Source organism: Methylobacterium sp. J-077 (genome assembly GCF_022829365.1).
Classification (GTDB): Bacteria; Pseudomonadota; Alphaproteobacteria; order Rhizobiales; family Beijerinckiaceae; genus Methylobacterium.
This window is the reverse complement of record NZ_JAKSYJ010000097.1, coordinates 1-25700: the sequence shown is the minus strand read 5'-3', so window position 1 is coordinate 25700 and position 25700 is coordinate 1. Positions and strand designations below refer to the sequence as shown.

Sequence of the window (25700 nt, the reverse complement as noted above, 5' to 3'; positions counted from 1 at the left end):
CCACCGTCGCCAGGGCCACGAGGTCGAGGGCGTCGGTGAGGGTCGGCTCGGGGCGATCCGAGCCAAAATAGCCGTCCCGGCGCAGGGCGCGGTTGAGGGCGGCCAGCGTCAGGAACACGACCCCGGCGGCGCAGAGATGGCCGAGGCCGGAGAGATCGTCGAGGCGGTTGGGATTCACCACGGCCCGGGCCGGGGGCAGCTGTTCGGCGGCGGCGTGGTGATCCAGCACGATCACGTCGAGGCCCAGCTTCTCGGCCTCCTCCAGCGGCCCGTGGCCGCTCGTGCCGCAATCGACGCAGACCAGCAGGGTCGCGCCCTCGGCCGCCAGCGCGGTGATCGCCGCAGCATTCGGGCCGTAGCCTTCTGTGATCCGGTCGGGGATGTGGATCGGCGCCCGCAGTCCGAGCTGGCGCAGGTAGCCGGCGAGCATGGCCGCGCTGGCCGCACCGTCGACGTCGTAATCGCCGAACACGGCGACGATCTCGCCGCGGCGGATGGCGCGCACGAGCCGGCGCACGGCCGCATCCATGTCGAGCAGGGTGTCCGGGTCCGGCATCAGGTCGCGCAGGCGCGGCGCCAGGTGGCGGGCGGCCTCGTCCGGCGCCACCTGACGGCCCGCGAGCACGCGCGCCAGCAACTCGGGCAGGCCGTGGGCCTGGACCATCTTGGCGATGTGGTTCTGCACCGCCATGCCGGCACAGCGCTCCTGCCAGCGGCGGCCGGTCACGGACTTGGCAACGCCCAGGAACGGCGGCGGATCGGCGATCGGCGAGGCGGTGACGGCGGACACGGGCGGCACTCTACACCGGGTCGAGCCGGGAATCGCGGGCGCTACGGCAACAGCGGGTACGCTCGACATTGACCCGGCAAAACAAAAGGGCGGGCATCGCTGCCCGCCCCTCGCCAAAACCGACTTTCAGATAGTCTCAGAACGCCTTGAGGATGCTATCGACCACCTTCTTGGCATCGCCGAACAGCATCATGGTGTTGTCGCGGAAGAACACCTCGTTCTCGACGCCGGCATAGCCCGAGCCCATGCCGCGCTTGATGAACAGCACGGTCTTGGCCCGCTCCACGTCGAGGATCGGCATCCCGTAGATCGGCGAGGCCTTGTCGGTTTTGGCGGCCGGGTTGGTGACGTCGTTGGCGCCGATCACGAAGGCGACATCCGCCTGCGGGAACTCGCCGTTGATGTCTTCCAGCTCGAACACCTCGTCGTAGGGCACGTTCGCCTCGGCGAGCAGCACGTTCATGTGGCCCGGCATGCGGCCCGCCACCGGGTGGATGGCGTATTTCACGTCGACGCCCTCCTTCTTCAGCATGTCGGCCATCTCGCGCAGGGAGTGCTGCGCCTGCGCCACCGCCATGCCGTAGCCCGGGACGATGATCACCCGCTCGGCGTTCTTCATGATGTAGGCCGCGTCGTCGGCCGAGCCCTGCTTCACCGGGCGCGTCTCGACCTGACCGGTGCCGGCGGCCGCGGCGGCGTCGCCGCCGAACCCGCCCAGGATCACCGAGATGAACGACCGGTTCATCGCGTGGCACATGATATAGGAAAGGATCGCGCCCGAGGAGCCCACCAGCGAGCCGGTGATGATCAGCGCGAGGTTGCCGAGGGTGAAGCCGATGCCGGCCGCCGCCCAGCCCGAATACGAGTTGAGCATCGACACGACGACGGGCATGTCGGCGCCGCCGATCGGGATGATCAGCAGGCCGCCCAACGCGAAGGACAGCAGCACGATCAGCCAGAAGATCGCCTTGCTTTCATTGCCGATGAATAGCGCGATCAGCACCACCAGCGCGACCGCGAGGCCGATATTGATGAGGTGCCGGTTCGGCAGCATGATCGGCTTGCCGGACATCCGTCCGTCGAGCTTGGCGAAGGCGATGACCGACCCGGTGAAGGTGATCGCGCCGATGGCGGCGCCCAGCGCCATCTCGAACAGCGACTGCTTGTGGATGTGGCCGTTCTCGAGGATGCCCACCGCCTGCGGGGCGTAGAGCGTTGCCGCTGCACCGGCCACGGCGGCGAGGCCGACCAGCGAGTGGAAGGCGGCCACGAGCTGCGGCATCGCCGTCATCGGCACGCGCTTGGCGATGACCGCGCCGGCGCCGCCGCCGATGCCGATGCCGAGGATCACCAGGATCCAGGCGCCGAACCCGGCGGGCGGATGGCCGACCAGGGTCGTGAGCACGGCCAGCGCCATGCCGATCATGCCGTAGAGATTGCCCTGGCGCGACGTGGTCGGGTGCGAGAGCCCCCGCAGCGCCATGATGAACAGGACGCCGGCGACGATGTAGAGAAGGGCGGAGATGTTCTGGGACATCGTCTCAGGCCTTCTTCTTGTACATGCCGAGCATGCGCTGGGTGACGAGGAAGCCCCCGAAGATGTTCACGCTGGCGAGCACGATGCCGATGAATCCGAAGGCCCGGGCCCAGCCGGTGCCCTTCTCGAGGAGCGGCACGCCGGCCGCGAGGATCGCGCCGACAATGATCACCGACGAGATCGCGTTGGTCACCGACATCAGCGGCGTGTGCAGGGCCGGGGTGACCGACCAGACCACGTAATAGCCGACGAAGATCGCCAGCACGAAGATGGCGAACTGGAAGATGAACGGATCGACGGCGCCGCCGGTGGCCGCGCTGATCCCGTGGCCCATGCCGGACGCGATAGCCTGGGCTTGGTCAGCCGCGTTGCGGGCGACATCGGCAGCCGCGCGCGCGGCATCGGCCAGCACGCGGGCCTGATCAGCCGCCTGATCGGGAGGGACGACAAGGTTTGCCATTCTGCTTCTCCTCTCGATCGATCTTCAGTTCGCGCCCGACGGAGCCGGGGCGGACTCGGCCTTGCCGGTCTCCGACTTGGCGAGGCCCACGGCCGCGGCTTCCGAGGCAGGGCCGTCGGTCTTCGACTGGAAGGAGGCGTGGACCACGGACCCGTCGCGGGTCAGGTTGGTGGCCTTCACCAGCTCGTCGTCCCAATTGATCGCCAGCGCCTTGCTCTCCTTGTCGATCAGGGTCTCGACGAAGGCGTAGAGATTGCGCGCATAGAGGCTCGACGCCGTGGCGGCGAGGCGCCCCGGCACGTTGGTGTGGCCGACGATCTTCACGCCGCGGTCGGTCACGACGATCTCGCCCGGCTTGGCGCCGGCGACGTTGCCGCCGCGCTCGACCGCGAGATCGATCAGGACCGAGCCCGGCTTCATCGAGGCGACCATCTCCTCGGAGACGAGCTTCGGGGCCGGACGGCCGGGGATCAGCGCCGTCGTGATGACGATGTCCTGCTTGGCGATGTGGCCCTTCACGAGCTCCGCCTGCTTGGCCTGGTAACCGGCGGACATCTCCTTGGCGTAGCCGCCCGCGGTCTCGGCCTGCTTGAACTCGTCGTCCTCGACCGCGACGAACTTGGCGCCGAGCGACTCGACCTGTTCCTTGGTGGCAGGACGCACATCGGTGGCGGTCACGACCGCGCCGAGGCGCCGGGCGGTGGCGATGGCCTGAAGTCCAGCGACGCCGACACCCATGATGAAGACGCGGGCTGCCGGCACGGTACCGGCTGCAGTCATCATCATCGGCATGGCCCGGCCATACTCGGCGGCGCCATCGACCACGGCCCGGTAGCCCGCAAGGTTCGCCTGCGAGGACAGCACGTCCATCACCTGCGCCCGGGTAATGCGCGGCATCAGCTCCATGGCGAAGCCGGAGACACCGGCCTCGGCCAGGGCCTTCAAGGCGGCCTCGTTGCCGTAGGGATCCATGATCGCGATGATCGTGGCGCCGCGCTTGAACAGCGACAGCTCCTCGCCCGCCGGACGGCGGACCTTGAGGACGAGATCGGCATCCCGGGCCGCATCGGCGGCGCTGCCGGCGATCTCGGCGCCCGCGGCCTCGTACTCGGAATCGAGGATTCCCGCCTTCAGACCAGCCCCCGCCTGAACGGTGATGTCGGCGCCGAGCGCCTTGAATTTCTTGACGGTCTCCGGGACCGCGGCAACCCGCGGTTCCGCAGAGTCCGTCTCGGACAGCACGGCAATGCGCATGCGAGGCTTCCCCTGAACAAGCTTGGCCTCTCGAATGCGCGAACCGGCACAGCTTTTCGAGACGCGAAAGAAGTTTGCGCTGATGGAATAAGTGGGAATGTAACCCGCGGCGTACCGACCCGGCGGCCACGCTTCAATGCGTCATCGGACCGCTCGGCCAGCTAGGGCGAGCGGCCCTCCTCGCCGCTTCAGGCGAAGGCGAGATAGAGGAAGAGCAGGATGCCGACGACGAGGGGGCCGCGCCATCCGATGGCGGGGGCCAGGGCACCGACGGCGCCAGCGGCACCGGAGACGATCACGCTGAGAATCGCCAGCAGCCACGCTTCGCGAATCCCGCCCACGGCGAGCGCCAGCACCCAGCAGATCACCACGCCGGTACCGATCTCGACGAAACGCACGAAGCCGCGGTAGGTCTGCTCGTGGGTGCCCGCGTCCATCGCCGGGCTGTAGGTGTGCCCGGCCACCGTCTCACTCTCGGCCATCGTGCGCTCGTTTCCCTTAGATGCGACTTCTTGTGGTCACCCCGGGATGTAGCTCAAGCGTTTTCCTGCCGCAATCGGACGCACGCAAGTTGATTGCCCTCTCGATGGGCTTCGATGCGCGAATTTACGCCGGTTTCGGCAGCCCGGCCTGCGCAAGGATCTGGTCTTGGCGCACGCCGAGCTTGTCCAATGAAAAATGCTCGATCTCGGCCTCGAACAGCCGGTGGTAGTTCAGCTCCGAGCGCAGGTGGAGGAACACGGCGCCCAGCCCCACGGCAGCGCGGTCCATGAACACGAATTCCTGAGGCACGGTGACGGGACCGCGCTCCTTCAGGGCCTGATGCACCTGGAACGCCTGCCGCCGGCCATAGTCTCCCGGCTTGACTCCGTCCGCCACGGTGCGGGTGCGGTCCTCCAAGAGCGGCCCGTAGATGAACCGGGCCCAGATGTTCAGGATCTCGATCTTCTCCTTGTCGAGATGCTTGAAGCCCCAGACCTCGTAGGCGTGGACGATCCGCGCCGAATCCTCTTCCAGCAGGCCGCGATAGAGGTCGACCACGCCGCCGACGAAGCGCGGATGGAAGATCCGCACGCACCCGTAGTCGAGCAGGTTGATGCCGGCCGCCTCGCCGCCCTCGGAGAAGACCGTGTAATTGCCCAGATGCGGATCGCCGTGGATCACGGCGGCACGGCTGAACGGATGCCACCACGCTTTGAACATTGCCCGCGCGATGCGGTTGCGCACCGCGACCGGCTCCTCCGCGAAGCCCAGAATCTTGTCGCCGTCGAGCCAGCTCAGGGTGAGGAGGCGCTTTGTCGACAGGTCGGGGAAGACGCGCGGCACGCGCACTGCGTCGACATCCTTGAGCACCTCGCCGTAGAGGCTCGCGTGCTTGGCCTCACGTTCGTAATCGAGCTCCTCGCGCACCCGGGCGCCGATCTCCTTGGCGATCTCGCGGGTGTCGAGCCAGCTGTTCATCCGCCGGTGGAGCGCGAAGGCGATCTCGAGTTGCTGAAGGTCGGCCTCCACGGCCGATTGCATGTCCGGGTATTGCAGCTTGCACGCCAGTTGCTCACCGTCCTTTGCGGTTGCGCGGTGGACCTGACCGAGCGACGCCGCTGCGGCGGGCTTCAGGTCGAAGCTGCCGAATCGATCCTGCCAACCGGCCCCCAGCTCGGACTGCATCCGCCGCCTGACGAAGGCCGCGCCCATGGGCGGCGCATCGGCCTGGAGCTTCTGAAGCTCGGCGGCATATTCGGGAGGCAGCAGATCGGGGATCGTGGCGAGCAGTTGCGCCACCTTCATGATCGGCCCTTTCAGGCCGCCGAGCGCCTGCGCCAGGGCGGCGGCGCTGGTCGTCCCCTCCTTGCCGAACAACCGGGACATTGCCATCCGGGCGGCGACACCGCCGACATTGGCGCCCACGCTGGCGTAGCGGCCCGCACGGGCTGAGAAGCGATTGGCTTCGCGATCGGTCTCGGCCATGGTCCAGGATCTTCCTCGGTGCAGGGCCGGACATAAGCGTTTCGGCACCCCGCACCAGCCCGCCGGGTCGCTGCGCCGCGGCGCCTCAGACGGCGGGCCAGTTGTCCCGGATCCAGCGGGTGAGGCCGGATTCGTCGATCTGGCCCGCTGCAAGGCCGCGTATCATCACGACGGCCTCGGCTTCGTCGGCGATGAAATCGATGTCGTTGATCCCGAGGAAGGTGATGAGGGCCAGGAGAGCGGCCCGCTTGTTGCCGTCGATAAACGGATGGTTCTTGGCGATACCAAAGGCGTAGGCCGCCGCCAGTTCGGCGAGGTCAATGTCGACGCCATCCTCGGCATACGCCACGCGATTGACGGGCCGGCCGAGCGCCGATTCGAGCGCGCCTTCGTCGCGCAAGCCGGGCGGCCCACCAAACTGCTTCAGCTGCACGGCGTGGATCGCCTTGACCAACTCGCTCGTGAGCCAGACAATCTCGCGATCGGTGCTCATTTAGCCAGTTCCGCCAAAGCATTGCGATAGGTCTTCATCGCCTTCTCAGCTATCTTCATGCCCTTCTCGAACGCCGGGTCGTAGGGCGAGAGCCGCACGGAGCCGTCGGTATTCTCGGTCACGTAAAGCCAATCGCCCTGCGCCAGATTCAGCTTGCCGAGGATATCCTTCGGCAAAATGAGGCCGGTCGAGTTTCCGACGCGCTTGACTTCGAGTTTCATGACCGCCTCCGAGATGTTGTACGTTTTGTATAACATCTCGGAGGCCGGCTTGGAAGCGGGCTAGGCCTGTCGCTCCATCCCCTCCAGCTCGACGATCATCCCCTCGATCATCCCCAGCCCGATCTGCCAGAAGCCCGGATCCTTCGCGTCGAGCCCGAACGGCGCCAGCAATTCGCCGTAGGGCTTCGAACCGCCGGCCGCGAGCAGCGCGAAGTAGCGCTCGACAAAACCGGATTCGGCCTGCGCGTAGACCCCGTAGAGCGAGTTCACGAGGCAATCGCCGAACGCGTAGGCGTAGACGTAGAACGGCGAGTGGATGAAGTGCGGGATGTAGGCCCAGAACGGCTCGTAGCCCGCATCCAACGTGATCGCTGGACCCAGGGATTCCGCCTGGACCGACAGCCACAGGGCATTGATCTGGTCGCTGGTCAGCTCGCCCTTGGCGCGGGCGAGGTGGACCTTGCGCTCGAACGCGTAGAACGCGATCTGGCGTACCACCGTGTTGATCATGTCCTCGACCTTGGCGGCGAGCATGGCCCGGCGCTGGGTCGTGTCGGTGGTGGCCGCGAGCAGCTTGCGGAAGGTCAGCATCTCTCCGAACACGCTGGCGGTCTCGGCCAGCGTCAGGGGCGTCGGCGCCATCAGGGCGCCGTTCGGACCGGCCAGGACCTGATGGACGCCGTGGCCCAACTCGTGGGCGAGCGTCATTACGTCCCGCGGCTTGCCCTGGTAGTTCACCAGCACGTAGGGGTGGACCGAGGGCACGGTCGGGTGCGCGAAGGCGCCCGGGGCCTTGCCGGGCCGGGTCGGCGCGTCGATCCAGCGCTCGTCGAAGAACCGCTTCGCGATTCCCGCCATCTTCGGCGAGAACGCGTCGTAGGCTGAAAGCACGGTGTCGCGGGCCTCCGTCCAGGGGATGGTGCGCTGCTCGACCTTCGGCAGCGGTGCGTTGCGATCCCAGTATGGCAGCGCATCGAGGCCGAACCACTTGGCCTTCAGCCGGTAGTAACGATGCGCAAGGCGCGGATAGGCTGCCTGCACCGCGTCGACCAGTGCGCCGACCACCTCCGGCTCGACCCGGTTGGCGAGGTGGCGCGCGTCGGCGACGTCCTTGAAGCCGCGCCAGCGATCGGAAATCTCCTTGTCCTTCGCCAGCGTGTTGGTGATCAGCGTGAACACCCGCAGATTGCCGCGCAGCACCTCGCTGATCGCTCCGGCCGCCTCCTTTCGGACGGCACCATCCGGATCCTGCAGCTTGTTGAGGGTCGGCTCGAGCGGCATCTGCTCGCCCTGGACGGTGAACCGGAGTCCCGCGATCGTCTCGTTGAACAGACGGTCCCAGGCGGCGTTCGCGGTGACCGACTTCTCCAGGAACAGCTTCTCGGTGCGGTCGTCGAGCTGGTGCGGCTTCTCCCGGCGCAGATCCTCGATCCAGGGAGCGTAATGGGCGAGCGGCCCCTCGGACATCGCGGCATCCATCACCGCATCATCGACGCGGTTGAGCTCCAGGGCGAAGAACAGCAGGTCGGCCGAGACATCGGTCAGGCGCTCTCGGGTGTCGCCGTAGAATTTGGCCCGTGCCTCGTCGGTGGTGTCCCCGGAATAGACCAAGCCTGCAAACGACATCAGCTTGCCGAGCAACTCCTCGATGCCCTCGTAGGCCTTCACGGCCTCGGCGAGGCGCTCGGACGCCCCCTCGGCTGCAGCCAGTTCGGCGATGCGGCCGGCATAGGTCTCCGAGAAGCGGCGGCACGCCTCTTCGGCGCGGGTCATGTCGGCCGAAAATTCCGGCGCGTCGATGCCGGCATAAAGATCGGACAGGTCCCATTCCGGAAGATGGCCGAGGTCGACGGCCCTGGCTGCGGCGCGTGCGGCGCTCACGCCCTCCGGCGCACGGACGTTCACCGGCGAAGCGGTGGTGCTCGGCATCATATCTCGCGGTCCTTTCGGGGAGTTCGGCCTCGTATCGTGATATCGAGCGCGCGGCCACGCGTTCAACGGCGCCGGTCGCCCCGACGCGGCGACGCCACAACGCAAACGTCGTTAAGCGCGACTTTACGTCTGTCCGGCACCCTACGGTTCGAAACGAAACACGCGCCGACTAGGGCGGTGCGGCGCGGGCCAGTCCCGAGCCGCATCCGGCCTGGTGCGCCGCGCAGGGAGCCGCCATGTCCACCACAATTCTCATCGTGGACGACGATCCGGTTCAGCGGCGCCTGGCCGAGGCGGCGGTGCGCCGGTTCGGCTTCAACGCCCGGGTCGTGGAGACGGGTGCCGACGCGCTCACCGTGCTGAAGACCGAGGGCGTGGACGTGGTGCTCCTCGACTTGGTGATGCCAGGGCTCGACGGCCTCGGCGTGCTCGCCGAGATGCGCAGCAGCGGCCTCGACACGCCGGTGATCGTCCAGACCTCAAACGGCTCGATCGATGCCGTGGTCAACGCCATGCGGGCGGGCGCCGTCGACTTCGTGGTCAAGCCCGCCGGCGCCGAGCGCCTGCAGGTCTCGATCAAGAACGCCCTGCGGGTCGACGTGCTGGAGGAGGAGGTCCGCCGGATGCGCCGCCGCGCCTCCGGGGCGCTGACCTTCAAGGATCTCACCTCCAAGAGCCCCGACATGGAGCGGGTGATCCGCCTCGCCGAGCGTGCGGCGAAATCCAACATCCCGGTGCTGATCGAGGGTGAATCCGGCGTCGGCAAGGAGGTGCTGGCGCGGGCGATCCAGGGTTCGGGCGAACGACGCGGCAAGCCGTTCGTCACCGTCAATTGCGGGGCGATCCCGGAGAACCTCGTCGAGTCGACCCTGTTCGGCCACGAGAAGGGGGCGTTCACCGGCGCCACCGAGAAGCACGCCGGCAAGTTCGTGGAGGCCTCCGGGGGCACCCTGTTCCTCGATGAGATCGGCGAGCTGCCCCTCGACGCTCAGGTGAAGCTGCTGCGAGCGCTTCAAGAGGGCGAGGTCGATCCGGTGGGCGGCAAGCGCTCGGTGCGGGTCGATATCCGCCTCGTCTCCGCCACGAACCGGTCGCTGCTCGACCTCGTGAAGCAGGGCAAGTTCCGCGAAGACTTGTACTACCGCCTCAACGTCTTCCCGATGACGCTGCCGCCCCTGCGCGCCCGCCGGGAGGATATTCCGGATCTGGTGCGCTCGTTCTGCGCCCGGTTCGCCGCGGAAGAGGGCAAGCGGGTCCGCGCGATCGCCCCGGAGGCGATGGCACTGCTGACCCGCTATCCTTGGCCCGGCAACGTCCGCCAACTGGAGAACGCCCTATTCCGCGCGGTGGTGCTCGCCGATTGCGATGAGCTGACCGTCGCCGAATTTCCGCAGATCGCCGCCCAGGTCGAAGGCTTCGACGTCCGCATCCCGGCGGGCCCCACCCAGCCCCAGATGCCGGCCTACGCGCCCGAGCCGGTGCGCGAGATCGTCCGGGTCGAGGTTCGCGATCCGCATGCCATGTCGCTGGTCACCGAGGAGACGGGCGAGATGAAGACCATGGAGGTGCTGGAGGCGGAGATCATCCGCTTCGCGCTGCAATTCTATCGGCAGCGCATGTCCGAGGTGTCCCGCCGCCTCGGAATCGGTCGATCCACCCTCTACCGCAAGCTGAAGGACCTCGGTCTGGAAGGCGACGAGAAGGCCGAGGACGCCGCCTAGCCGGCGCAGGGTGTGCTAGCGCACCGCGCCTGTCCGAAAGCGACGGTTCGACGAACAACTTCACAGTTCTGCGGAATTGGTGGAGTCGAAATATTAAGCAGGTGTCGCTTGCCATTATGAGCAGCTTTTGCGGCGGGATGACTGGACTCTACACGGCGAAGACTGCAGTTGCTCAACGCCACGCTTGAGCGGATAATCACAATCTGAACGTGCGGCCCTGCCGCCGCGTCCCGGGAGATCACGATGCGCGTCCCGCGCTCCAGCCTCGTCGCGCTGGCCGCCCTACTGACCGGAACGCTGGCCTCGGCCGGCGCGCTCGGCGCCGAGACGGTCGCGCTCGACCCGGCGGCCCTCGGCACGCCTGCGCACCCGGCCGAGCCCGCCCAGGCGGCACCGACCGGGTCCGATCCGGTCTCGACTGCTTTGCCGGACTACAAGCCCGAGGCTCCGAAAGCGGACCCCGCGCCGGCCCCGGTCGCGGCGGCGCCGGTGGCTCCCGCCGATCCCCTGGGCGCCGCGATCTTCGCGCGCTTCACCGACACCGCGCCGCTGCTTCTGCGCCTAACCGGCAAGGATCGCGACGGGATCCGCGCCGTCTACGAGGCGCGCGCTTACAAGCCCCTCTGGATCGCGGACGGCGCCTGGACCGAGGCCGCCAAGGCGGTCTCCGCGCGCTTGGCCGCTGCCGGCGAGGACGGGCTCGACGCCCGGGCCTACACGATCCCGAACCTCGCCGAGAAACCCGATGAGAAGGGCGTGGCCGACACCGATCTTCGCCTCTCGGCGGCCGCTCTGCTCTACGCCCGGGATGCCCGCGGCGGTCGCGTCAACCTGGCGTCGATCTCTCGCCTGATCACCCCGCAGCTCGATTTGCCCGATGCCAACGCGGTGCTGACCAAGCTCTCGGAAGCGGGGCCTAAGGCCGGCGACGCGCTTCAGAGCTACAACCCGTCCAGCGCCGGCTATCAGGCCCTCAAGGCGCGGCTCGCGAGCCTACGCGGGCCGGCACCCACGGCCGTGAAACCGTTGCGCCTGCCCCCCGGGCCGGCTCTGCGGGTCGGCATGCACGATGCCCGCGTGCCGCTGCTGCGCGCGCATTTCGGCCTGGAGGCACGCCCGGCCGGCACGCTCGACCGCGCGCCCGGTGAGCCGGAGGAGTACGATGCCACAGTGGCCGACGCGGTGGCAAAATTCCAGCGCGGCCGCGGGCTTCCCGGCAACGGCGTGCTCAACATCCAGACCGTGCTGGCGCTCGCCGACGCCGGCCGCCCGGCGCGGGCGAGCGGCGGCGAGGCCGAACTGATCGTCAACATGGAACGCTGGCGCTGGCTGCCGGGGGACCTGGGCTCGGACTACATCCTGGTCAACATCCCGGAATATCGCCTGCGCGCCTATCGCGGCGGCAGCCTGCGCGACGAGGCCCGGGTCATCGTCGGCAAGCCGGAATCTCGCACGCCGCTGTTTTCGGGGCTGATGGAATACGCGGTGGTCAACCCGTCCTGGTACGTGCCGCCCTCGATCCTGAAGACCATGGCGCCGAAGCTCGCGGGCTACGGCGGCAAGACCTGGGGCGGCTACGAGGTGGTGCGCCACGGCGGACACGTCTCGCTGCGCCAGCCGCCGGGCGAGCGCAATGCGCTGGGCTTCATCAAGTTCATGTTCCCGAACCAGCACGCGGTCTATCTGCACGATACGCCGAACCGGTCGCTGTTCTCCGCGGCGAAGCGCGACTTCAGCCACGGCTGCGTGCGCGTCGACGACCCCTTCCGCCTGGCCGACGCGGTGCTGCCGGACTGGTCCGAAGCGCGGCTCAAGAAGCTGATCGGGAAGGGCGAGCGGACGCTCCGGCTGCCCGCGAAACTGCCGGTGCATCTGGCCTACTTCACCGCCTACGTGGATGATGGCGGCACGTTCCGCACCCTCCCCGATCTCTACGGCTACGACGCGCCGATGCGCGCGGCCCTCGGCCTGCCCGGCGGCGGCGGACCGATGATCGCCAAGCTCCCCGAGGAGAAGGCGCGCCGCAAGACCGAATCCGCCCCGGTGGCCCAGGTCCATCCGGCCCCGCGCCGCGAGGCCGCGCGTCCCCGCCGCTACGCCGAACCGGAGCCGAGCGCCCGCTACGATGAGTACGATACGCCGCGCCGGAGCGTCCGCCGGGCTGCCCGCGCCGACAGTGCCCCGGAATACGGTGAGCCCGGCTTGTGGACGCCGGCACCGGCGCCGGTGTCGCGCGGCTGGTGGTAGCTTCACAGCCGCACCACCACTTCAACTCTCAGGTGCGCGGTCACACAGCCGGGCACGATTTTGCCACGGTCCAGCCTTAGCCGTTCCCGTGACACTTGGCGCGACGACGCGATTACGGCCCCACCGGCTCGGATCGCCTCGACCGGACATCCGCCAAGTGCCCGTATGCGGGTTCCGGGAGAGGATCAGGACCATCGTGCCGAGCCTTCCACGCCCAGCCCGACACATCGTCCTGACCCTGTGCGGCCTGGCGATCGGCCTGTTCGCGGGCACGGCCGAGACAGAGAACGCGGTCGCTAACGGCGATACCCGCTCGCTCACGATCTACCACACGCACACCCAGGAGAGCGCGACCATCACGTTCAAGCGCGATGGCCGCTACGACCGTGCGGCCCTTGAGCAGCTGAACTGGCTGCTGCGCGATTGGCGTATCAACGAGCCAATCAAGATGGATCCGCGCCTGTTCGACACAGTCTGGGAGGCCTACCGGCAGGTCGGCGCGACCCAGCCGATCCACGTCGTCTCGGCCTATCGCTCGCCCGGCACCAACGCGATGCTGCGGCGCCGGTCCCGGATGGTCGCCGAGTTCAGCCAGCACATGCTCGGCAAGGCGATGGATTTCTACCTGCCCGAGGTTTCGATCGACCGGATCCGTGAGGTCGGCCTCCAGATGCAGCGCGGCGGTGTGGGCTGGTACCCGCATGCCGGCACGCCCTTCGTGCATCTGGATGTCGGCTCGGTGCGAATGTGGCCGCGTATGACCCACGATCAGCTCGCGCGGCTGTTCCCGGACGGCAAGACCGTTCTGCTGGCGAGCGACAACCGGCCCTTCCCCCGCTACGAGGAGGCGAAGGCCGAGATCCTGGCGCGCGGCGGCACCGTCGCCGGCCTCACCACCCAGATGGCGAGCGGCGAGGAGGAGGACGGGCCCGGCCTGTTCGGGTTCCTGGCGAGCCTGTTCGGCGGCGGCTCCCCGGCGCCCGAGCCGGCCGCGGCACCGCCGCCGGCTCCGGTTGCGGTGAAGAGCCGTCGCGCGCCCGTGATCGCGGTCGCGAGCGCCGATCCGCAGGATCCGGTCGGCACCCGCGCCGCCCTGGCCTACGCCGCGCCGACGGTGGACGACACGCTGCGCAACACGCTCGGCCGCCCCGATCCGGCGAAGGACGGCAGGCCGGTCGACGCCAGAGCCCTGCTGACCGTCGACAAGTCGGCTGCGGCCGCCGATGATGCCGTTGCCGCCGTCCTCGCGCCCCTGCCGCCGCGCCGGCCCTCCGATTTCACTGCCGTCGCAGCGGCCGCGATCAGCATGCCGCTGCCGCCGCCGCGCCCGGTGCAGTTCGCCTCGCTTGATGGCGGCATGGCCAACTTGGCTGCACCGTCCGCTGGACGTGCCCTCATCCGAGACGTTCCGGCCGAGCCGGCACCGCGACGTCCCCTCGTGGCCGCCGACGCCGACGCGAAGGCGCAGCTGCGCGCGCTGTTCGAGGCAGCCTCCGCCGGTCCATTGGCGGCACCGGCGAGCCGCAACGCACCGGTCCGGGTTGCTGCGACCCGTGTTCGCGAGGCAGCACCGGATGCCGTCGTAACGACGACGCCGGGACCGGTCTCGACCCGGTTCAGCACCAAGAGCCCGGGCGACGAACTGACGGCTGCACGCTTCACCGGCTCGGCAACCCGCGGCACCCGCTGAAGACCGGGAAGAGCCGCGGCTAGCGCAGCGGCTTGGACAGGTTGACCGCGAGGGCGGAGATCAGGGTCGCGGCATAGCCATCGTCCTGGGTGTCGGCGATACGCTCGGCCTCGTCGCCGCTATTGGCCGCCACTGACGTCATCAGCAAGACTGCGGTCATGACCGCACCAAAACCGGCTATCAACGCGAGATAGGCCCGCACGGCAGCGCGCGGCACCGGGACCGCAGGCGCAAGGCACAGCGGAGATGGGCTGTGATGAATCATGACGGGTGATTCTGGAGCCTGACATGGGACCCGAAGCGGATCGATTAGCGCACGCACAATCCGTCGAATCAATCAGTCAACGTGCCGCCGAAGTCCGTGTTCAGTGAGCGGGAACGCTTTTCAACCAGGATTTTTACAAGTCGGTTGACCGCCCGTATCGGGAGCGGCGAACGCGCCCCCGATACGGCTTGTCGACGCGGCTCAGCCTTCCTTGCCCTGCACCTTGCCAAGCGCCGCCTGGGCGGCCGCGAGCCGGGCGATCGGTACCCGGTAGGGCGAGCAGGATACGTAATCGAGCCCGACCTCCTGGCAGAAGCCGATCGAGGCCGGGTCGCCGCCATGCTCGCCGCAGATGCCGAGCTTGATGTCCGGACGGGTGGCGCGACCGCGCTCGACGCCGATGCGCACCAGCTCGCCCACGCCCTCCTGGTCGATGGTGATGAACGGGTCGGCCGGCAGGATTCCCTTCTGGGTGTAGGGACCCAGGAAGGTCGCCGCGTCGTCGCGGGAGATGCCGAGGGCCGTCTGGGTCAGGTCGTTGGTGCCGAACGAGAAGAACTCGGCGGTCTGCGCGATCTCGCCGGCCTTCAGCGCCGCCCGCGGCAGCTCGATCATGGTGCCGACCTGATAGTCCAGGGTGGCGCCCTTCTCCTCGGACACGGCCTTGGCCATGGCGTCGATCCGCGCCTTCACGATGTCGAACTCGGTGCGGGTGAAGACCAGCGGCACCATCACCTCGGGGGTGACCGGACTGCCGGTATCGGCGGCGGCCTGAACGGCGGCCTCGAAGATCGCCCGGGCCTGCATCTCGGCGATCTCCGGGAAGGCGATCGCCAGGCGGCAGCCGCGGAAGCCGAGCATCGGGTTGTGCTCGGATAATTCCCGCATCCGGTGGCGGATTTTGTCCTCCGCCACGCCGGTCGCCTTCACCACCTCGGCGACTTCCGCATCGGTGTGCGGCAGGAACTCGTGCAGCGGCGGATCGAGCAGGCGGATCGTCACCGGCAGGCCGGACATGATCGTGAACAGCTCGACGAAGTCCTGGCGCTGGTAGGGCAGGATCTTCGCGAGCGCCGCGCGGCGGCCCTCGGCGTCGTCGGCCAGGATCATCTCGCGGACCGCGATGATGCGGTCACCCTCGAAGAACATGTGCTCGGTGCGGCACAGGCCGATGCCCTCGGCGCCGAAATTCCGCGCCGTGCGGGCATCGGTTGGGGTGTCAGCGTTTGCCCGCACCTTCATGCCGCGGAACTGGTCGGCCCATTCCATCAGGGTCGCGAAGTCGCCCGACAGCTCGGGCTCGAGCATCTTCACCTCGCCCTGGATCACCTGGCCAGTGGAGCCGTCGATGGTGATCCGGTCGCCGGCCTTCAGGGTGGCGTCGCCGACCTTCATGGTCTGGGCCTTGTAGTCGATCCGGATCGAGCCGACGCCGGAGACGCAGGGCTTGCCCATGCCGCGGGCGACGACTGCCGCGTGGCTGGTCATGCCGCCGCGGGTGGTGAGGATGCCCTCGGCGGCGTGCATGCCGTGGATGTCCTCGGGGGAGGTCTCGATCCGCACCAGGATGCACTTGCGCTCGGCCTTGCGCAGGGCCTCCGCGTCCTCGGAATTGAACACGATCTCACCGGTGGCCGCGCCCGGGGAGGCCGGCAGGCCGGATGCGATGACCTTGCGGTCCGCCTTCGGGTCGATGGTCGGGTGCAGGAGCTGATCGAGGGCCGAGGGCTCGACCCGGCCGATCGCCTCCTCGCGGGAGATCAGCCCCTCGCCCGCCAGATCCACGGCGATGCGCAGGGCCGCCTTGGCGGTGCGCTTGCCGTTGCGGGTCTGGAGCATCCAGAGCTTACCCTTCTCGATGGTGAACTCCATGTCCTGCATGTCGCGGTAATGGCTCTCCAGGATTCCGTAGATCCGGGTCAGCTCCGCGTAGCTCTCGGGCAGGGCCTTCTCCATGGAAGGCTTGTCGCTCTCGGCCTCCTTCCTCGCCTTCTCGGTGATGTTCTGCGGCGTGCGGATACCCGCCACGACGTCCTCGCCCTGGGCGTTTATCAGGAACTCGCCGTAGAGCGCCCTCTCGCCGGTGGAGGGGTTGCGGGTGAAGGCGACACCGGTGGCCGAGGTGTCGCCCATGTTGCCGAACACCATGGCCTGGACGTTGACGGCCGTGCCCCAGCTCTCCGGGATGCTGTTCAGCTCGCGGTACTTCTTCGCCCGCGGGATCATCCAGGAATTGAACACGGCGCTGATCGCGCCCCAGAGCTGGTCCTCGGCGCCTTGCGGGAAGTCCGAGCCGTGCTCGTCGCGGACGATCTTTTTGTAGGTCTGGATCAGGGCCTTCCAGTCCTCGGCGCCGAGCTCGGTGTCGAGGTCGTAGCCCTTGCCCTCCTTGTAGTGCTCCAGGGCCTCCTCGAAGGCATGATGCTCAACGTTCAGCACCACGTTCGAGTACATGGTGATGAAGCGGCGGTAGGAATCATAGGCGAACCGCTCGTCGTCCGCCTCCTTGGCCAGCGCCAGCACGGTCTGGTCGTTGAGGCCGAGGTTCAGCACCGTGTCCATCATGCCCGGCATCGACGCCCGGGCGCCCGAGCGGACCGAGACCAGCAGCGGGTTCGCCGCGTCGCCGAACTTGCGGCCGGTCAGCGTGCCGATCTGGTTCAGCGCGGCCGCGACCTGATCCTTCAGCTCCGGCGGGTAAGTCTTCCCGTTATCGTAGTAGGATGTGCAGACTTCGGTGGTGATGGTGAAGCCGGGCGGGACCGGCAGGCCGAGGTTGCACATCTCGGCGAGGTTGGCGCCCTTGCCGCCAAGCAGGTCGCGCATCTGCGACTTGCCCTCCGCTTTGCCGTCGCCGAAGGCATAGACCCACTTCGCGCTGCCGGTCGCCATGTCGATCCCGTCCATATCTGGTGCCCGGCGCAGGCCGAGCTGGTGGGCGCGGGTTGGACCATCCCGCAACGCAACGCAAGATGAACGCATTGCGGGTCTGTGCGCTCGGGGCTGACGCGCAGCGAAGTCTGTCAGGACTCGACCTTGCGAATCGGACCTAAGAGAGGCCGCGCAGCAGCCCGAGACCGATCACGCCGACCACGATCAGGTAGATCGCCACTATGTAGTTGAGGAGCCGCGGGACGATCAGGATCAAGATCCCGGCGAGGATCGCGATGAGCGGCTGGAGGTTAGAGATGGTGATGGTCAAGGGCGCCTCCAGGGGCCGAGCTCGGCCGTTGACGGTCGACGTCCGTAGCGCATGGCGGTTCCCTGTGGCTGGCGCATGACGAAGCGCCGGATGGCTCCGGCGCTTCGTGCACTTCGCGTTAGGGCTTGGACGGTTTCAGCGCCGGCGTGTTCGTCCCCGGGATCGGGTCTTTCGCTTCGCCGGTGGGCAGGCTCGCCTCGATGGTCGGATGCGACAGCTCCGGATAGGGGCCGATCACGTTGGCGCCGTTGAGCGGCTTGTTGGCGCCGTTATGACAGGTGGCGCAGTTGATCTTCGGCACGTCGCCCAGCGCCCCGAGCCGGTTGCGCGGGAAGGTCCCGGTGAGCGGCTCCATGAAGTCCTGGTTCAGGTCGCGCACCATGCGGATGCCGTACCACGCATGGACCCGGTTTGGCGTGCTGGTGTCCCATTGCGCCACCGACCGGGTGTTGTGGCAGAAGGTGCAGTTCACCCCGAGCGACTGCGACATGCTGATCATGATCGCGAAGGTCTTCTCCGCATCCTGGATCGGCTTGCCCTTCGTCTCAGGCAGCGCCGTGGTGCCGTTGACCCGCACCGCGTCCTCGGACGTCTCTTTGTGCTGATAGAACGCCTGGTAGACGTCGTAGGGCAGCGAGGTGTTGCCGACCTCGGCGGAGGCCAGGTTCTGGCTGTTGTTGCGTGGCTTGAACCGGCCCTCGCCCTGCATCGGACGGTCGAACCAGATGTTGGCCGGCACCGGATTACCCCGGTGGCAGGTGTAGCAGGTCACGCCCGCCTCGTGGACGTGCTTTTCCTTCCAGGAGGTATTGATCGTCTGGGTCATCTGCAGCATCCGCCGGGCGACGCGCTTCTGATACAGCTCGTCGGAGGCCATGTTCTCGGTGCTGTGGCAGTAGGTGCAGCCCTGCTGGGGCGCCACCCACTCGGTGATCGACACCATCAGCCGGTTGAACTGCTCGGCCGAGAGGTCGCCTAACACCTGCACGTTCTCGTAGACTGCGGAGGCTTTGTCGCCGCCGGCCTCGGCCGGGTCGGCGGGGGCCGGGGCGACGTTGGCAACGCTGAGCGCCTCGTTGCCGGCCCGGGTCCGGATCAGGTCCATGCCGGTGCCGCGGAAGCCGGTCTGCTTGACCGCCATGGGGGGGTGGGTCCAGCCCGCGCCCCCGAACATCGCGATGGTGAGGAACAGGGCCAGCGCCCCGCCGACCACCGCCAGAATCGTCTTCATGACGGCCTCCTCACGGCTTCATGCCGGGTGCGAGATGGGCGGGGTCGACGATCGGGCCGTAGACCTGCGGATAGGACGGGGCAACGCCGTGCTTGACCGCCCAGAGGTACCAGTTGTCGACCACGGTGCCGGTGAGCAGGATGCCGATGCCGCCGGTCAGCGTGGTCAGCACCGCGAACCACCAGGCCCAGCGGTGGATCGATTCCATCGTGGCGTTGAAGCCCATGGTCCAGCGCCAGAACAGAGCGGCGCGCTCGGTGGCGGTGCCGCGATCGACGATCTGGTCGATCTCGCGGTCGGCGCCGTAGCGGGAGCAGGCCAGGATGGTGCCGCCGTGCATCGCGAACAGCAGCGTCGATCCGTAGAGGAACGTGATCGAGAGCATGTGGAACGGGTTGTAGAACAGGTTGCCGTAGCGGAGCGAGAACGCCGCAGTCCAGTCGAGGTGGGGAAAGATGCCGAACGGCACCGCTTCAGACCACGAGCCCATCATGACGGGGCGGATGAAGCCGAGCACTAGGTAGAGCCAGATCGCCGACGCGAAGGCCCACGGCACGTGGGTGCCCAGACCGAGCGCCCGCGCCCGGCGGTAGAGATGAACCCACCACAGCAGGATCGCCGCCGTGAGGAAGAAGCCGGCGATCAGCCACCAGCCGCCCTCGTTCAGAGGCGGCAGGATCTTCAGCCCGTATTTCGGCAAGGGCGGCTCCAGGGCGAGCCAGGGCAATTGCCGGGCGAACTGCACCGGATCCCAGTTCACCGAGGCCCACATGTTGAGCCCGATGATCTCGAAGGCGATCAGCCCGCAGACCATCGACAGGGCGGCGACGTAGCCGATGTAGATCGGGCCGACCTGGCTGTTGCCCAAGAGGCCGAACAGGTAGCTGTTGAACGGCTTGCCGACCCGGTCGTTCGAGCTCACCGGGATGCCGTTCTCCGGCTCCAGCGGGCGCACCTGAACCTGGGTGAAGATGTTCTGATAATAGGCCATCGCCCGCCCTCCCCCGGTCGGCCGCACGTGTCGTGCGGCGCCGGCTTGGATCATTGGTATCGGTTCGCCCGATTCTCGGCGGGCGATGGTTTCTCAGCGCCAGACCGGCAGGTTGAGCCACCAGCCCCACCATTGCGGCCAGCCCTGGGTCCAGAACGGCCCGCTGATCACGATGCAGACGGCGCTCCAGAAGCCCGCTGATAGGGCCAGGAATAGCCCGAGCCGGTGGATGCCCAGCGTGCCGATCGAGTAGCCGATCGTGTCGCGGAAGAAGGTGTCCTCGTGCTCGGGAGTCTTCACGGTCTCCCCCTTCTTCGGGTTGGTCGCCGAGAGGATCAGGCCGCCGTGCATCGCCAGCGCAAGGGTGGTCGTGAAGAAGAACGTCACGGCCAGCATGTGCGCCGGATTGTAGTGGAAGTGCAGATACTGGTAGCCGGTGTTCGAAACCCAGTCGAGATGGCTGAGGATGCCGTACGGGAAGCCGTAGCCCCAGGCACCCATCAGGAACGGCCGGATCACCTCCAGGGTGAAGTACGCGAAGATCGCCATGCCGAATGCCGCCGGCACGTGGTAGCCGATGCCGAGCTTCCGACAGATCTCGACCTCGCGCATCATCCAGGACAGGAATGAGCCCAGCGCGCAGAACGTGATGATCTGCCAAAGGCCGCCCTCTTTCAGCGGCGCGAGCTTCAGGCCGTAGCTGATGTCGGGGGGCGCAATGTTGATCTGCCACACGTTCCAGGTCGGCCCGATCGCGGCGCCGTAGATTACCAGCGCGGTGCCGAGCACCGTGAAGAACAGCCCGGTCACGCCGAAGAACCCGACGAAGAACGGACCCACCCAGAAATCGAACAGGTCGCCCCCGAGCAGCGTCCCGCCGCGGATCCTGTACTTTCGCTCAAAGCTCAGCATCGCCATGGCGGACACTCCTCAGCCCGGCCGCATTTCGTTGGGGTTTTCGGACCGCGGCCCTCTGGAGCCGCGGTCCCGGCCAGCCTGAATCAGGCGGGCATGCTGGGCAGGACGAGCGTGATGTTGCTCGCCGCCTTGTTCGCCTTCGGACCTTCCAGCCAGTTGAACCGGTCGGTCGAGAGCAGGATGAAGTGGATCAGCAGCGCCAAGATGAAGAGGAAGGTGAACAGAGCCACCAGCGTGCGCCGCGGATCGAACAGTAACCAGACCTTGTGCATCCGATCCTCCTCAGCCGATCATCGTGACGAGGGCGCGGGCCGCATCGGTGACGCCTTCGAGAGAGGCGTAGCCCTGCGGTCCGGGAAGCCACGGGCGCCACAACCAGACGAGGATGTGGGCGACCACGGCAATCGCCGTGAAGATGAGGAAGCTGGTCAGGAAGATCGCGTGGAACTCCTTGGCTTCCGGTTCCGTCAGCCCGGACAGGCTGCTCGGTCTTTCTGTTGCAACGGGTCCACCGGCCATCGTTCAGACCTCCGTGTGTTGGCCGCGCTTCTCGCGAAACGCGACGGGTGCTGCCGTGTTGCTCTAGGCGGTCACGGCTTGACTTCCCCCGCGTCACCGGACGGAAGCGTCTCGATCAGGGCATTCAGCCCATAAAGGCGAAGGGGATGGCTTGAACCGCCATGGCGCGGGCCTCGCCGAACACCGAGCGGCGGGCAGGCGCGAAACCCGAGCGCGTGGCCTCGCGGGCCGGCCGGACGCGATTGAACGCGGCGGCGGCGAGGAAGCATGGGTAGGTCGCGGCCAGGATCAGCCGGAACTGCAGCGCTTCCTGGTGCAGGCGCGCGGTCGGGACCATCGTACGCATCGTCAGGTCTCCTCTCGGGGGAACGGAAAAGCGGCTCATGCGGGGATCCCCCCGGCAAGATCGGCTCGAGCACGCGCCACATGGGCGGGTGCCACGGCGGCGGATTCGGAGGTGCGGGCGGCGCGCTCGGCGGCGTCGCGCAAGCGCTTGGCGGCCGAGATGCGGGCCAGCACCGGCTGCGCCTCGACCAGGTCGTCGAGCGCTGCACGCGCGGCTTCGTCCCAGGGCAGCTCGCGATGGTGGCGCGCCGGGGTGGCCTCGACCTTGTCCATGTCGCGGGCGAGCGGCAGGATGTGGAAGAGCGTGTCGAACAGCGCGTTACAGACTTCCTGGACCAGGTAGGTCGCGCCCGCGAACCCCATGAACGGCGTGCCAGTGTGCCGCCGGATGATCGCCCCGGGGAACGAGGCCGGGATGTAGGTTGCCCGGGCCCCGCACTCGGCGAGGTACATCCGCTCGTTGAACGAGCCGAACAGCACCAGCGGTGGCTTCTCGGCGATGGCCTTACGGACGGCGTCGTTGTCGGGCTTCAGCCCGGCGGACCGGCTGAAGGCGAAGTGGCAGGGCAGGCCCATCTCGTCTTCGAGAAAATGCCGGACGCCGCGGGCGTAGGTCTCGGTGGCGACGATCCCGAAGCTGGCGGTCCCGAAGAAGTCCTGCGTGACCGAGCGCCAGAGGTCCCAGACCGGCTTGATCGTGGTGTGGCGCTCGCGCTCGATGAACGGCTCCGGGTCGACGCCCAGGATCGCACCCAGCGAGCGCAGGAACTTGGTGGTCGACAGGATGCCGACGGGTGCCTGCAGGTAGGGCCGCTCCAGGTCCTCGCAGAGCAGGCGGCCGAACTCGCGATACATGCAGATGTTCGCGTCGGCGTTGACGAGCTTGGGCACGTCCGCGAGGTGCGAACCCAGCGGGAAGGTCAGGTTCACCTCGGCGCCGATCCCCTCGACCAGCCGCCGGATCTCGGCGAGGTCGGAGGGCATGTTGAAGGTGCCGTAGGCCGGCCCGATCAGGTTCACCCGCGGCTTCTCGCCGGGCTTCTTCTCGGGCCGGGCCGGGATGCCCTTCTTGGCGAACTTCTTGGCGCCGTATTCCTGCCAGAGCCAGCGCATGGCCCGGTCGGCCGCCTGCCACTGGTCCTCGTCGATGGTGCGCGGCAGGAAGCGCTGGAGGCCGGTGCCCTCGGGGGTGACGCCGCCGCCGATCATCTCGGCGATCGAACCGGTCACGACCACGCTGGGCAGGCCCGGATCGAGGGTGGCGTGGGCGCGCTTCATCGCGCCCTCGGTGCCGTGGCGGCCGAGCTCTTCCTCGGCGAGGCCCGTGACGACGATCGGCAATTCGTGCGGCGGCAGCGCGTCGGTGTAGTGCAGCACCGAGGTCACCGGCAGGTTCTCGCAGCCGACCGGTCCGTCGATGACGACCTGCAGGCCCTTGATCGCCGCGAAGACGTAGACCGCGCCCCAGTAGCCGCCGGCCCTGTCGTGATCGAGGATCAGCATCACGCCATCTCCCCGATCGGCTTCTTCGGGCCTTCGATCTTCGGGCCCTGGCGCTTCTGCGGGGTTTCCTGCCAGACGCCGGCGGCGTAGCCGGTGCCGACGCCCTCGAAGAAGTCGCGCATGGCATCGAAACGCGGCTTGTTGCCGAGCGCCGCGTTGATCACCGTGGCGAGCGAGCCGGCGCCGGCCGCACCCATCAGCGGGCGTGCCGAGATCAGGTTGGTGAAGTAGAGCGCCGGGGTGCCGCGCTCCTTGGCCCGCTGCACCACCGGCGTGGTGCCGATGGCAAGGTCGGGCTTGAGCGAGTCGAGGGCGTAGAGATCGTCCTCCAGGGAGGCGCGGTACTGAACCTGCGTGCCGCGCGCCTCGAGCCAGTCGCGTTCGGCCTCGGACCACGGCGTGCGCGGGCAGGCGGTTCCGACATAGGGAACCTCGGCGCCGCTCTCGATCAGCAGGCGCGCCACCAGAAGTTCCGAGCCTTCGTAGCCCGAGAGCGTGATCCGGCCCTTGATCGGCTTGGCGGCGAGCGCCCCGCGGATGCCGGGCAGGATCCGGTTCTTGGCCGCCTCGACGGTGGCGCGGGCGACCCCGCAGGCGGCGCCGATCCGGTCGAGCCAGTCGGCGGTACCGTCGACGCCCACCGGCGCCGAACCGACGATCGGCCGGCCGGCGGCCTCGAACTCGCGGATCGAGGCCGTGTAGAACGGATGGATCGCCGCCACTGCGGCGCAATCGAGGGCCGCGTAGAGCTCCCGCCACTCGCGGGTCGGAACCACCGGCCCGGCCGACAGGCCGAGGGGCTCCAGCAGCGCGCCGATCACCACCGGGTCGGCGGGGAAGACCTCACCGAGCAGCGCCACGCTGGGGCGCTCGGAACGGCCGCCGCGGGGCGCCGCCACCGGGCCCTGCTCGGCCTCCGAGCGGGCGACCTTGAGCATGGCGCCGGCCAGCACGTCCTTGGCCTCGGCATGGGTCGGGACACCGAAGCCCGGGACGTCGATGCCGATCACCCGGACGCCGTCGATTTCCTTCGGCAGCAGCCGAAGCGGGACGCCCGACGCGGTCGGCACGCAGAGGTTGATAACGACGACGGCATCGTAATCCGCGGGCTTGGCCGTGGCGTAGACCGCCTCGCGGATGTCCTCGAACAGCTTGCCGGTGACCAGCGTCTCCGAATTGAACGGCACGTAGCCGACGCTGCGGCGGGCCCCGTAGAAATGCGACGTGAAGGTCAGGCCATAGACGCAGCAGGCCGATCCCGAGAGGATCGTGGCGGTCCGGCGCATCCGGAGGCCAACCCGGAGCGAGCCGAAGGCCGGGCACATGCTCTGCGGCTGGTCGTGCGGCCCCTGCGGGTAGTCCTCGCGCAGCTGCGCCAGGGTCTCCGACATCCCGGCCGCCTCGGCGGCTTCCCGCATCGCGTCCTTGCCGGAATGGCAGCCGAGCCCGTCGCCTTTCGTGGCGTCGAGGTTGATCGCCTCGGCCGGCGGGGCGGCGGCGCGGGGACGGGCCCGCAGGTCGGAGATGTCGAGGGAGACGGCCATGCCTCAAACCTCGTCGTAGACGACTTCGAGGGACGGCTTGGTCACGTGCGCGACGCCGCACATGTCCTCATGGGTCGCCGGGACCAGGACCACGTCGCGGCCGGTCACGTCGCTGGAGAACAGGCCGAGGAGCCCGTCCTGCGTCAGCGGCGTCGGCCGGTGTGGGGCCGCATCCGCCACGTTGGCGGCGAGGTCCGAGAACAGCGAGCCCCAGCGGCTCTCCGGCCGGCCGATGATCTCGTAATTCGCGCTCTTGCGCCGGATGTCGTCGTCGGCCGGAATCGAGGCCAGGACCGGGATCCCGGCGGCGTCCGCGAAGGCCTGGGCCTCGCCGGTGCCGTCGTCCTTGTTGATGACCAGGCCGCCGATTCCGACATTGCCGCCGAGCTTGCGGAAATACTCCACCGCCGAGCAGACGTTGTTGGCGACGTAGAGCGATTGCAGGTCGTTCGAGCCGACGACGATGACCTTCTGGCACATGTCCCGGGCGATCGGCAGGCCGAAGCCGCCGCAGACCACGTCGCCCAGGAAGTCCAGCAGGACGAAGTCGAAACCCCAATCGTGGAAGCCGAGCTTCTCAAGCAGCTCGAAGCCGTGGATGATGCCGCGGCCGCCGCAGCCGCGCCCGACCTCGGGTCCGCCGAGCTCCATGGCGTAGACGCCGTCGCGCTTGAAGCAGACGTCGCCGATGGCCACCGGCTCGCCGGCGAGCTTCTTCCGGGTCGAGGTCTCGATGATGGTCGGGCAGGCCTTGCCGCCGAAGAGGAGCGAGGTGGTGTCGCTCTTCGGGTCGCAGCCGATCAGCAGCACCTTCTTGCCCTGCTGGGCCATCATGTAGCTGAGATTGGCCAGGGTGAACGACTTGCCGA

The 25700-nt window shown here is 68.1% G+C and carries 24 protein-coding genes; 3 read left to right on the top strand and 21 right to left on the bottom strand.

The genetic code is table 11. From position 1 onward, the window contains the following. From MKL11_RS08040 to MKL11_RS08000, 9 genes are all read right to left on the bottom strand, one after another. Positions 1-790: DHH family phosphoesterase (locus MKL11_RS08040; RefSeq protein ID WP_243942003.1), on the bottom strand; the 790-nt coding region annotated here is incomplete at its 3' end. Positions 791-926: 136 nt separating this feature from the next. Further along, positions 927-2327, bottom strand: coding sequence for an NAD(P)(+) transhydrogenase (Re/Si-specific) subunit beta (locus MKL11_RS08035; protein WP_243942001.1), 1401 nt, complete (start codon positions 2325-2327; stop codon positions 927-929). 4 nt (positions 2328-2331) lie between these two features. Beyond that, entirely contained in the window at positions 2332-2787 is a 456-nt protein-coding gene (locus MKL11_RS08030) for a proton-translocating transhydrogenase family protein (RefSeq protein WP_243941999.1), read from the bottom strand. Positions 2788-2811: 24 nt separating this feature from the next. Beyond that, positions 2812-4041, bottom strand: a complete 1230-nt coding sequence (locus tag MKL11_RS08025; RefSeq protein ID WP_243941997.1) for a Re/Si-specific NAD(P)(+) transhydrogenase subunit alpha — start codon at positions 4039-4041, stop codon at positions 2812-2814. Between the two features lie 188 nt (positions 4042-4229). Next, a complete protein-coding gene (locus MKL11_RS08020) occupies positions 4230-4523 on the bottom strand; it encodes an aa3-type cytochrome c oxidase subunit IV (protein WP_243941995.1) in 294 nt (97 codons plus the stop codon). Between the two features lie 124 nt (positions 4524-4647). Continuing rightward, positions 4648-6009 (bottom strand): ABC1 kinase family protein, encoded by a 1362-nt coding sequence (locus MKL11_RS08015; protein ID WP_243941993.1) that lies wholly within the window; start codon positions 6007-6009, stop codon positions 4648-4650. An 85-nt stretch (positions 6010-6094) separates the two neighbouring features. Next, entirely contained in the window at positions 6095-6502 is a 408-nt protein-coding gene (locus MKL11_RS08010) for a type II toxin-antitoxin system death-on-curing family toxin (RefSeq protein ID WP_243941990.1), read from the bottom strand. Beyond that, positions 6499-6723 (bottom strand): AbrB/MazE/SpoVT family DNA-binding domain-containing protein, encoded by a 225-nt coding sequence (locus tag MKL11_RS08005; protein WP_243941988.1) that lies wholly within the window; start codon positions 6721-6723, stop codon positions 6499-6501. Before MKL11_RS08005 ends, MKL11_RS08010 begins: the two co-directional genes overlap by 4 nt. Positions 6724-6783: 60 nt before the next feature. Beyond that, positions 6784-8655 carry a M3 family oligoendopeptidase gene (locus MKL11_RS08000; RefSeq protein WP_243941986.1) on the bottom strand — a complete coding sequence of 624 codons (1872 nt, stop codon included), beginning with the start codon at positions 8653-8655 and terminating at the stop codon, positions 6784-6786. 236 nt (positions 8656-8891) lie between these two features. Between MKL11_RS08000 and MKL11_RS07995 the strand changes: the two genes are divergently transcribed. From MKL11_RS07995 to MKL11_RS07985, 3 genes are all read left to right on the top strand, one after another. Then, entirely contained in the window at positions 8892-10376 is a 1485-nt protein-coding gene (locus MKL11_RS07995) for a sigma-54-dependent transcriptional regulator (protein ID WP_243941984.1), read from the top strand. 243 nt (positions 10377-10619) lie between these two features. Next, entirely contained in the window at positions 10620-12623 is a 2004-nt protein-coding gene (locus MKL11_RS07990; RefSeq protein WP_243941982.1) for a murein L,D-transpeptidase, read from the top strand. A gap of 196 nt (positions 12624-12819) precedes the next feature. After that, a complete protein-coding gene (locus MKL11_RS07985; protein WP_243941980.1) occupies positions 12820-14313 on the top strand; it encodes a DUF882 domain-containing protein in 1494 nt (497 codons plus the stop codon). 19 nt (positions 14314-14332) lie between these two features. On the opposite strand, the gene MKL11_RS07980 is transcribed toward MKL11_RS07985, so the two are convergent. The 12 genes from MKL11_RS07980 to MKL11_RS07925 form a co-directional block, all read right to left on the bottom strand. Next, positions 14333-14473, bottom strand: coding sequence for a hypothetical protein (locus MKL11_RS07980; RefSeq protein WP_243941978.1), 141 nt, complete (start codon positions 14471-14473; stop codon positions 14333-14335). A 306-nt stretch (positions 14474-14779) separates the two neighbouring features. After that, complete coding sequence (ppdK, locus tag MKL11_RS07975) at positions 14780-17470, bottom strand: pyruvate, phosphate dikinase (protein WP_243941975.1); 2691 nt, start codon at positions 17468-17470, stop codon at positions 14780-14782. A gap of 157 nt (positions 17471-17627) precedes the next feature. Then, on the bottom strand, positions 17628-17780 hold the full coding sequence (locus tag MKL11_RS07970) for a DUF3096 domain-containing protein (RefSeq protein WP_092041181.1): 153 nt from the start codon (positions 17778-17780) through the stop codon (positions 17628-17630). 118 nt (positions 17781-17898) lie between these two features. After that, positions 17899-19011 carry a photosynthetic reaction center cytochrome PufC gene (pufC, locus tag MKL11_RS07965; RefSeq protein ID WP_243941973.1) on the bottom strand — a complete coding sequence of 371 codons (1113 nt, stop codon included), beginning with the start codon at positions 19009-19011 and terminating at the stop codon, positions 17899-17901. A gap of 10 nt (positions 19012-19021) precedes the next feature. Continuing rightward, positions 19022-20002 carry a photosynthetic reaction center subunit M gene (pufM, locus tag MKL11_RS07960; protein ID WP_243941972.1) on the bottom strand — a complete coding sequence of 327 codons (981 nt, stop codon included), beginning with the start codon at positions 20000-20002 and terminating at the stop codon, positions 19022-19024. Between the two features lie 93 nt (positions 20003-20095). Further along, a complete protein-coding gene (pufL, locus tag MKL11_RS07955) occupies positions 20096-20920 on the bottom strand; it encodes a photosynthetic reaction center subunit L (protein WP_243941970.1) in 825 nt (274 codons plus the stop codon). Between the two features lie 83 nt (positions 20921-21003). Next, positions 21004-21192, bottom strand: coding sequence for a light-harvesting antenna LH1, alpha subunit (pufA, locus tag MKL11_RS07950; protein ID WP_058194393.1), 189 nt, complete (start codon positions 21190-21192; stop codon positions 21004-21006). Between the two features lie 10 nt (positions 21193-21202). Beyond that, entirely contained in the window at positions 21203-21439 is a 237-nt protein-coding gene (gene pufB / locus MKL11_RS07945; RefSeq protein WP_058194392.1) for a light-harvesting antenna LH1, beta subunit, read from the bottom strand. A gap of 124 nt (positions 21440-21563) precedes the next feature. Next, a complete protein-coding gene (locus MKL11_RS07940) occupies positions 21564-21785 on the bottom strand; it encodes a hypothetical protein (protein ID WP_243941968.1) in 222 nt (73 codons plus the stop codon). 35 nt (positions 21786-21820) lie between these two features. Beyond that, positions 21821-23287: a chlorophyllide a reductase subunit Z gene (gene bchZ, locus MKL11_RS07935; protein ID WP_243941966.1), complete on the bottom strand. Its 1467-nt coding sequence runs from the start codon at positions 23285-23287 to the stop codon at positions 21821-21823. Further along, the gene (bchY, locus tag MKL11_RS07930; RefSeq protein WP_243941964.1) at positions 23287-24831 is read right to left on the bottom strand and encodes a chlorophyllide a reductase subunit Y; all 1545 of its coding nucleotides are present in this window, start codon (positions 24829-24831) and stop codon (positions 23287-23289) included. The genes bchZ and bchY overlap by 1 nt, the downstream gene beginning before the upstream one ends. Before the next feature lie 3 nt (positions 24832-24834). Next, on the bottom strand, positions 24835-25700 hold an 866-nt coding region (locus MKL11_RS07925), incomplete at its 5' end, for a chlorophyllide a reductase iron protein subunit X (protein WP_243941962.1).

What these genes read in the sequence shown, in the direction of transcription:
- MKL11_RS07980 (WP_243941978.1), bottom strand. Translation starts at nt 14,473, where the DNA reads ATGACCGCAGTCTTGCTGATGACGTCAGTGGCGGCCAATAGCGGCGAC.
- MKL11_RS07940 (WP_243941968.1), bottom strand. Translation starts at nt 21,785, where the DNA reads ATGCGTACGATGGTCCCGACCGCGCGCCTGCACCAGGAAGCGCTGCAG.
- pufM (WP_243941972.1), bottom strand. Translation starts at nt 20,002, where the DNA reads ATGGCCTATTATCAGAACATCTTCACCCAGGTTCAGGTGCGCCCGCTG.
- MKL11_RS08010 (WP_243941990.1), bottom strand. Translation starts at nt 6,502, where the DNA reads ATGAGCACCGATCGCGAGATTGTCTGGCTCACGAGCGAGTTGGTCAAG.
- MKL11_RS08005 (WP_243941988.1), bottom strand. Translation starts at nt 6,723, where the DNA reads ATGAAACTCGAAGTCAAGCGCGTCGGAAACTCGACCGGCCTCATTTTG.
- MKL11_RS08020 (WP_243941995.1), bottom strand. Translation starts at nt 4,523, where the DNA reads ATGGCCGAGAGTGAGACGGTGGCCGGGCACACCTACAGCCCGGCGATG.
- MKL11_RS07990 (WP_243941982.1), top strand. Translation starts at nt 10,620, where the DNA reads ATGCGCGTCCCGCGCTCCAGCCTCGTCGCGCTGGCCGCCCTACTGACC.
- bchZ (WP_243941966.1), bottom strand. Translation starts at nt 23,287, where the DNA reads ATGCTGATCCTCGATCACGACAGGGCCGGCGGCTACTGGGGCGCGGTC.
- MKL11_RS08035 (WP_243942001.1), bottom strand. Translation starts at nt 2,327, where the DNA reads ATGTCCCAGAACATCTCCGCCCTTCTCTACATCGTCGCCGGCGTCCTG.
- pufB (WP_058194392.1), bottom strand. Translation starts at nt 21,439, where the DNA reads ATGGCCGGTGGACCCGTTGCAACAGAAAGACCGAGCAGCCTGTCCGGG.
- pufC (WP_243941973.1), bottom strand. Translation starts at nt 19,011, where the DNA reads ATGAAGACGATTCTGGCGGTGGTCGGCGGGGCGCTGGCCCTGTTCCTC.
- MKL11_RS08000 (WP_243941986.1), bottom strand. Translation starts at nt 8,655, where the DNA reads ATGATGCCGAGCACCACCGCTTCGCCGGTGAACGTCCGTGCGCCGGAG.
- MKL11_RS07995 (WP_243941984.1), top strand. Translation starts at nt 8,892, where the DNA reads ATGTCCACCACAATTCTCATCGTGGACGACGATCCGGTTCAGCGGCGC.
- pufA (WP_058194393.1), bottom strand. Translation starts at nt 21,192, where the DNA reads ATGCACAAGGTCTGGTTACTGTTCGATCCGCGGCGCACGCTGGTGGCT.
- ppdK (WP_243941975.1), bottom strand. Translation starts at nt 17,470, where the DNA reads ATGGCGACCGGCAGCGCGAAGTGGGTCTATGCCTTCGGCGACGGCAAA.
- pufL (WP_243941970.1), bottom strand. Translation starts at nt 20,920, where the DNA reads ATGGCGATGCTGAGCTTTGAGCGAAAGTACAGGATCCGCGGCGGGACG.
- MKL11_RS08025 (WP_243941997.1), bottom strand. Translation starts at nt 4,041, where the DNA reads ATGCGCATTGCCGTGCTGTCCGAGACGGACTCTGCGGAACCGCGGGTT.
- MKL11_RS08015 (WP_243941993.1), bottom strand. Translation starts at nt 6,009, where the DNA reads ATGGCCGAGACCGATCGCGAAGCCAATCGCTTCTCAGCCCGTGCGGGC.
- bchY (WP_243941964.1), bottom strand. Translation starts at nt 24,831, where the DNA reads ATGGCCGTCTCCCTCGACATCTCCGACCTGCGGGCCCGTCCCCGCGCC.
- MKL11_RS08030 (WP_243941999.1), bottom strand. Translation starts at nt 2,787, where the DNA reads ATGGCAAACCTTGTCGTCCCTCCCGATCAGGCGGCTGATCAGGCCCGC.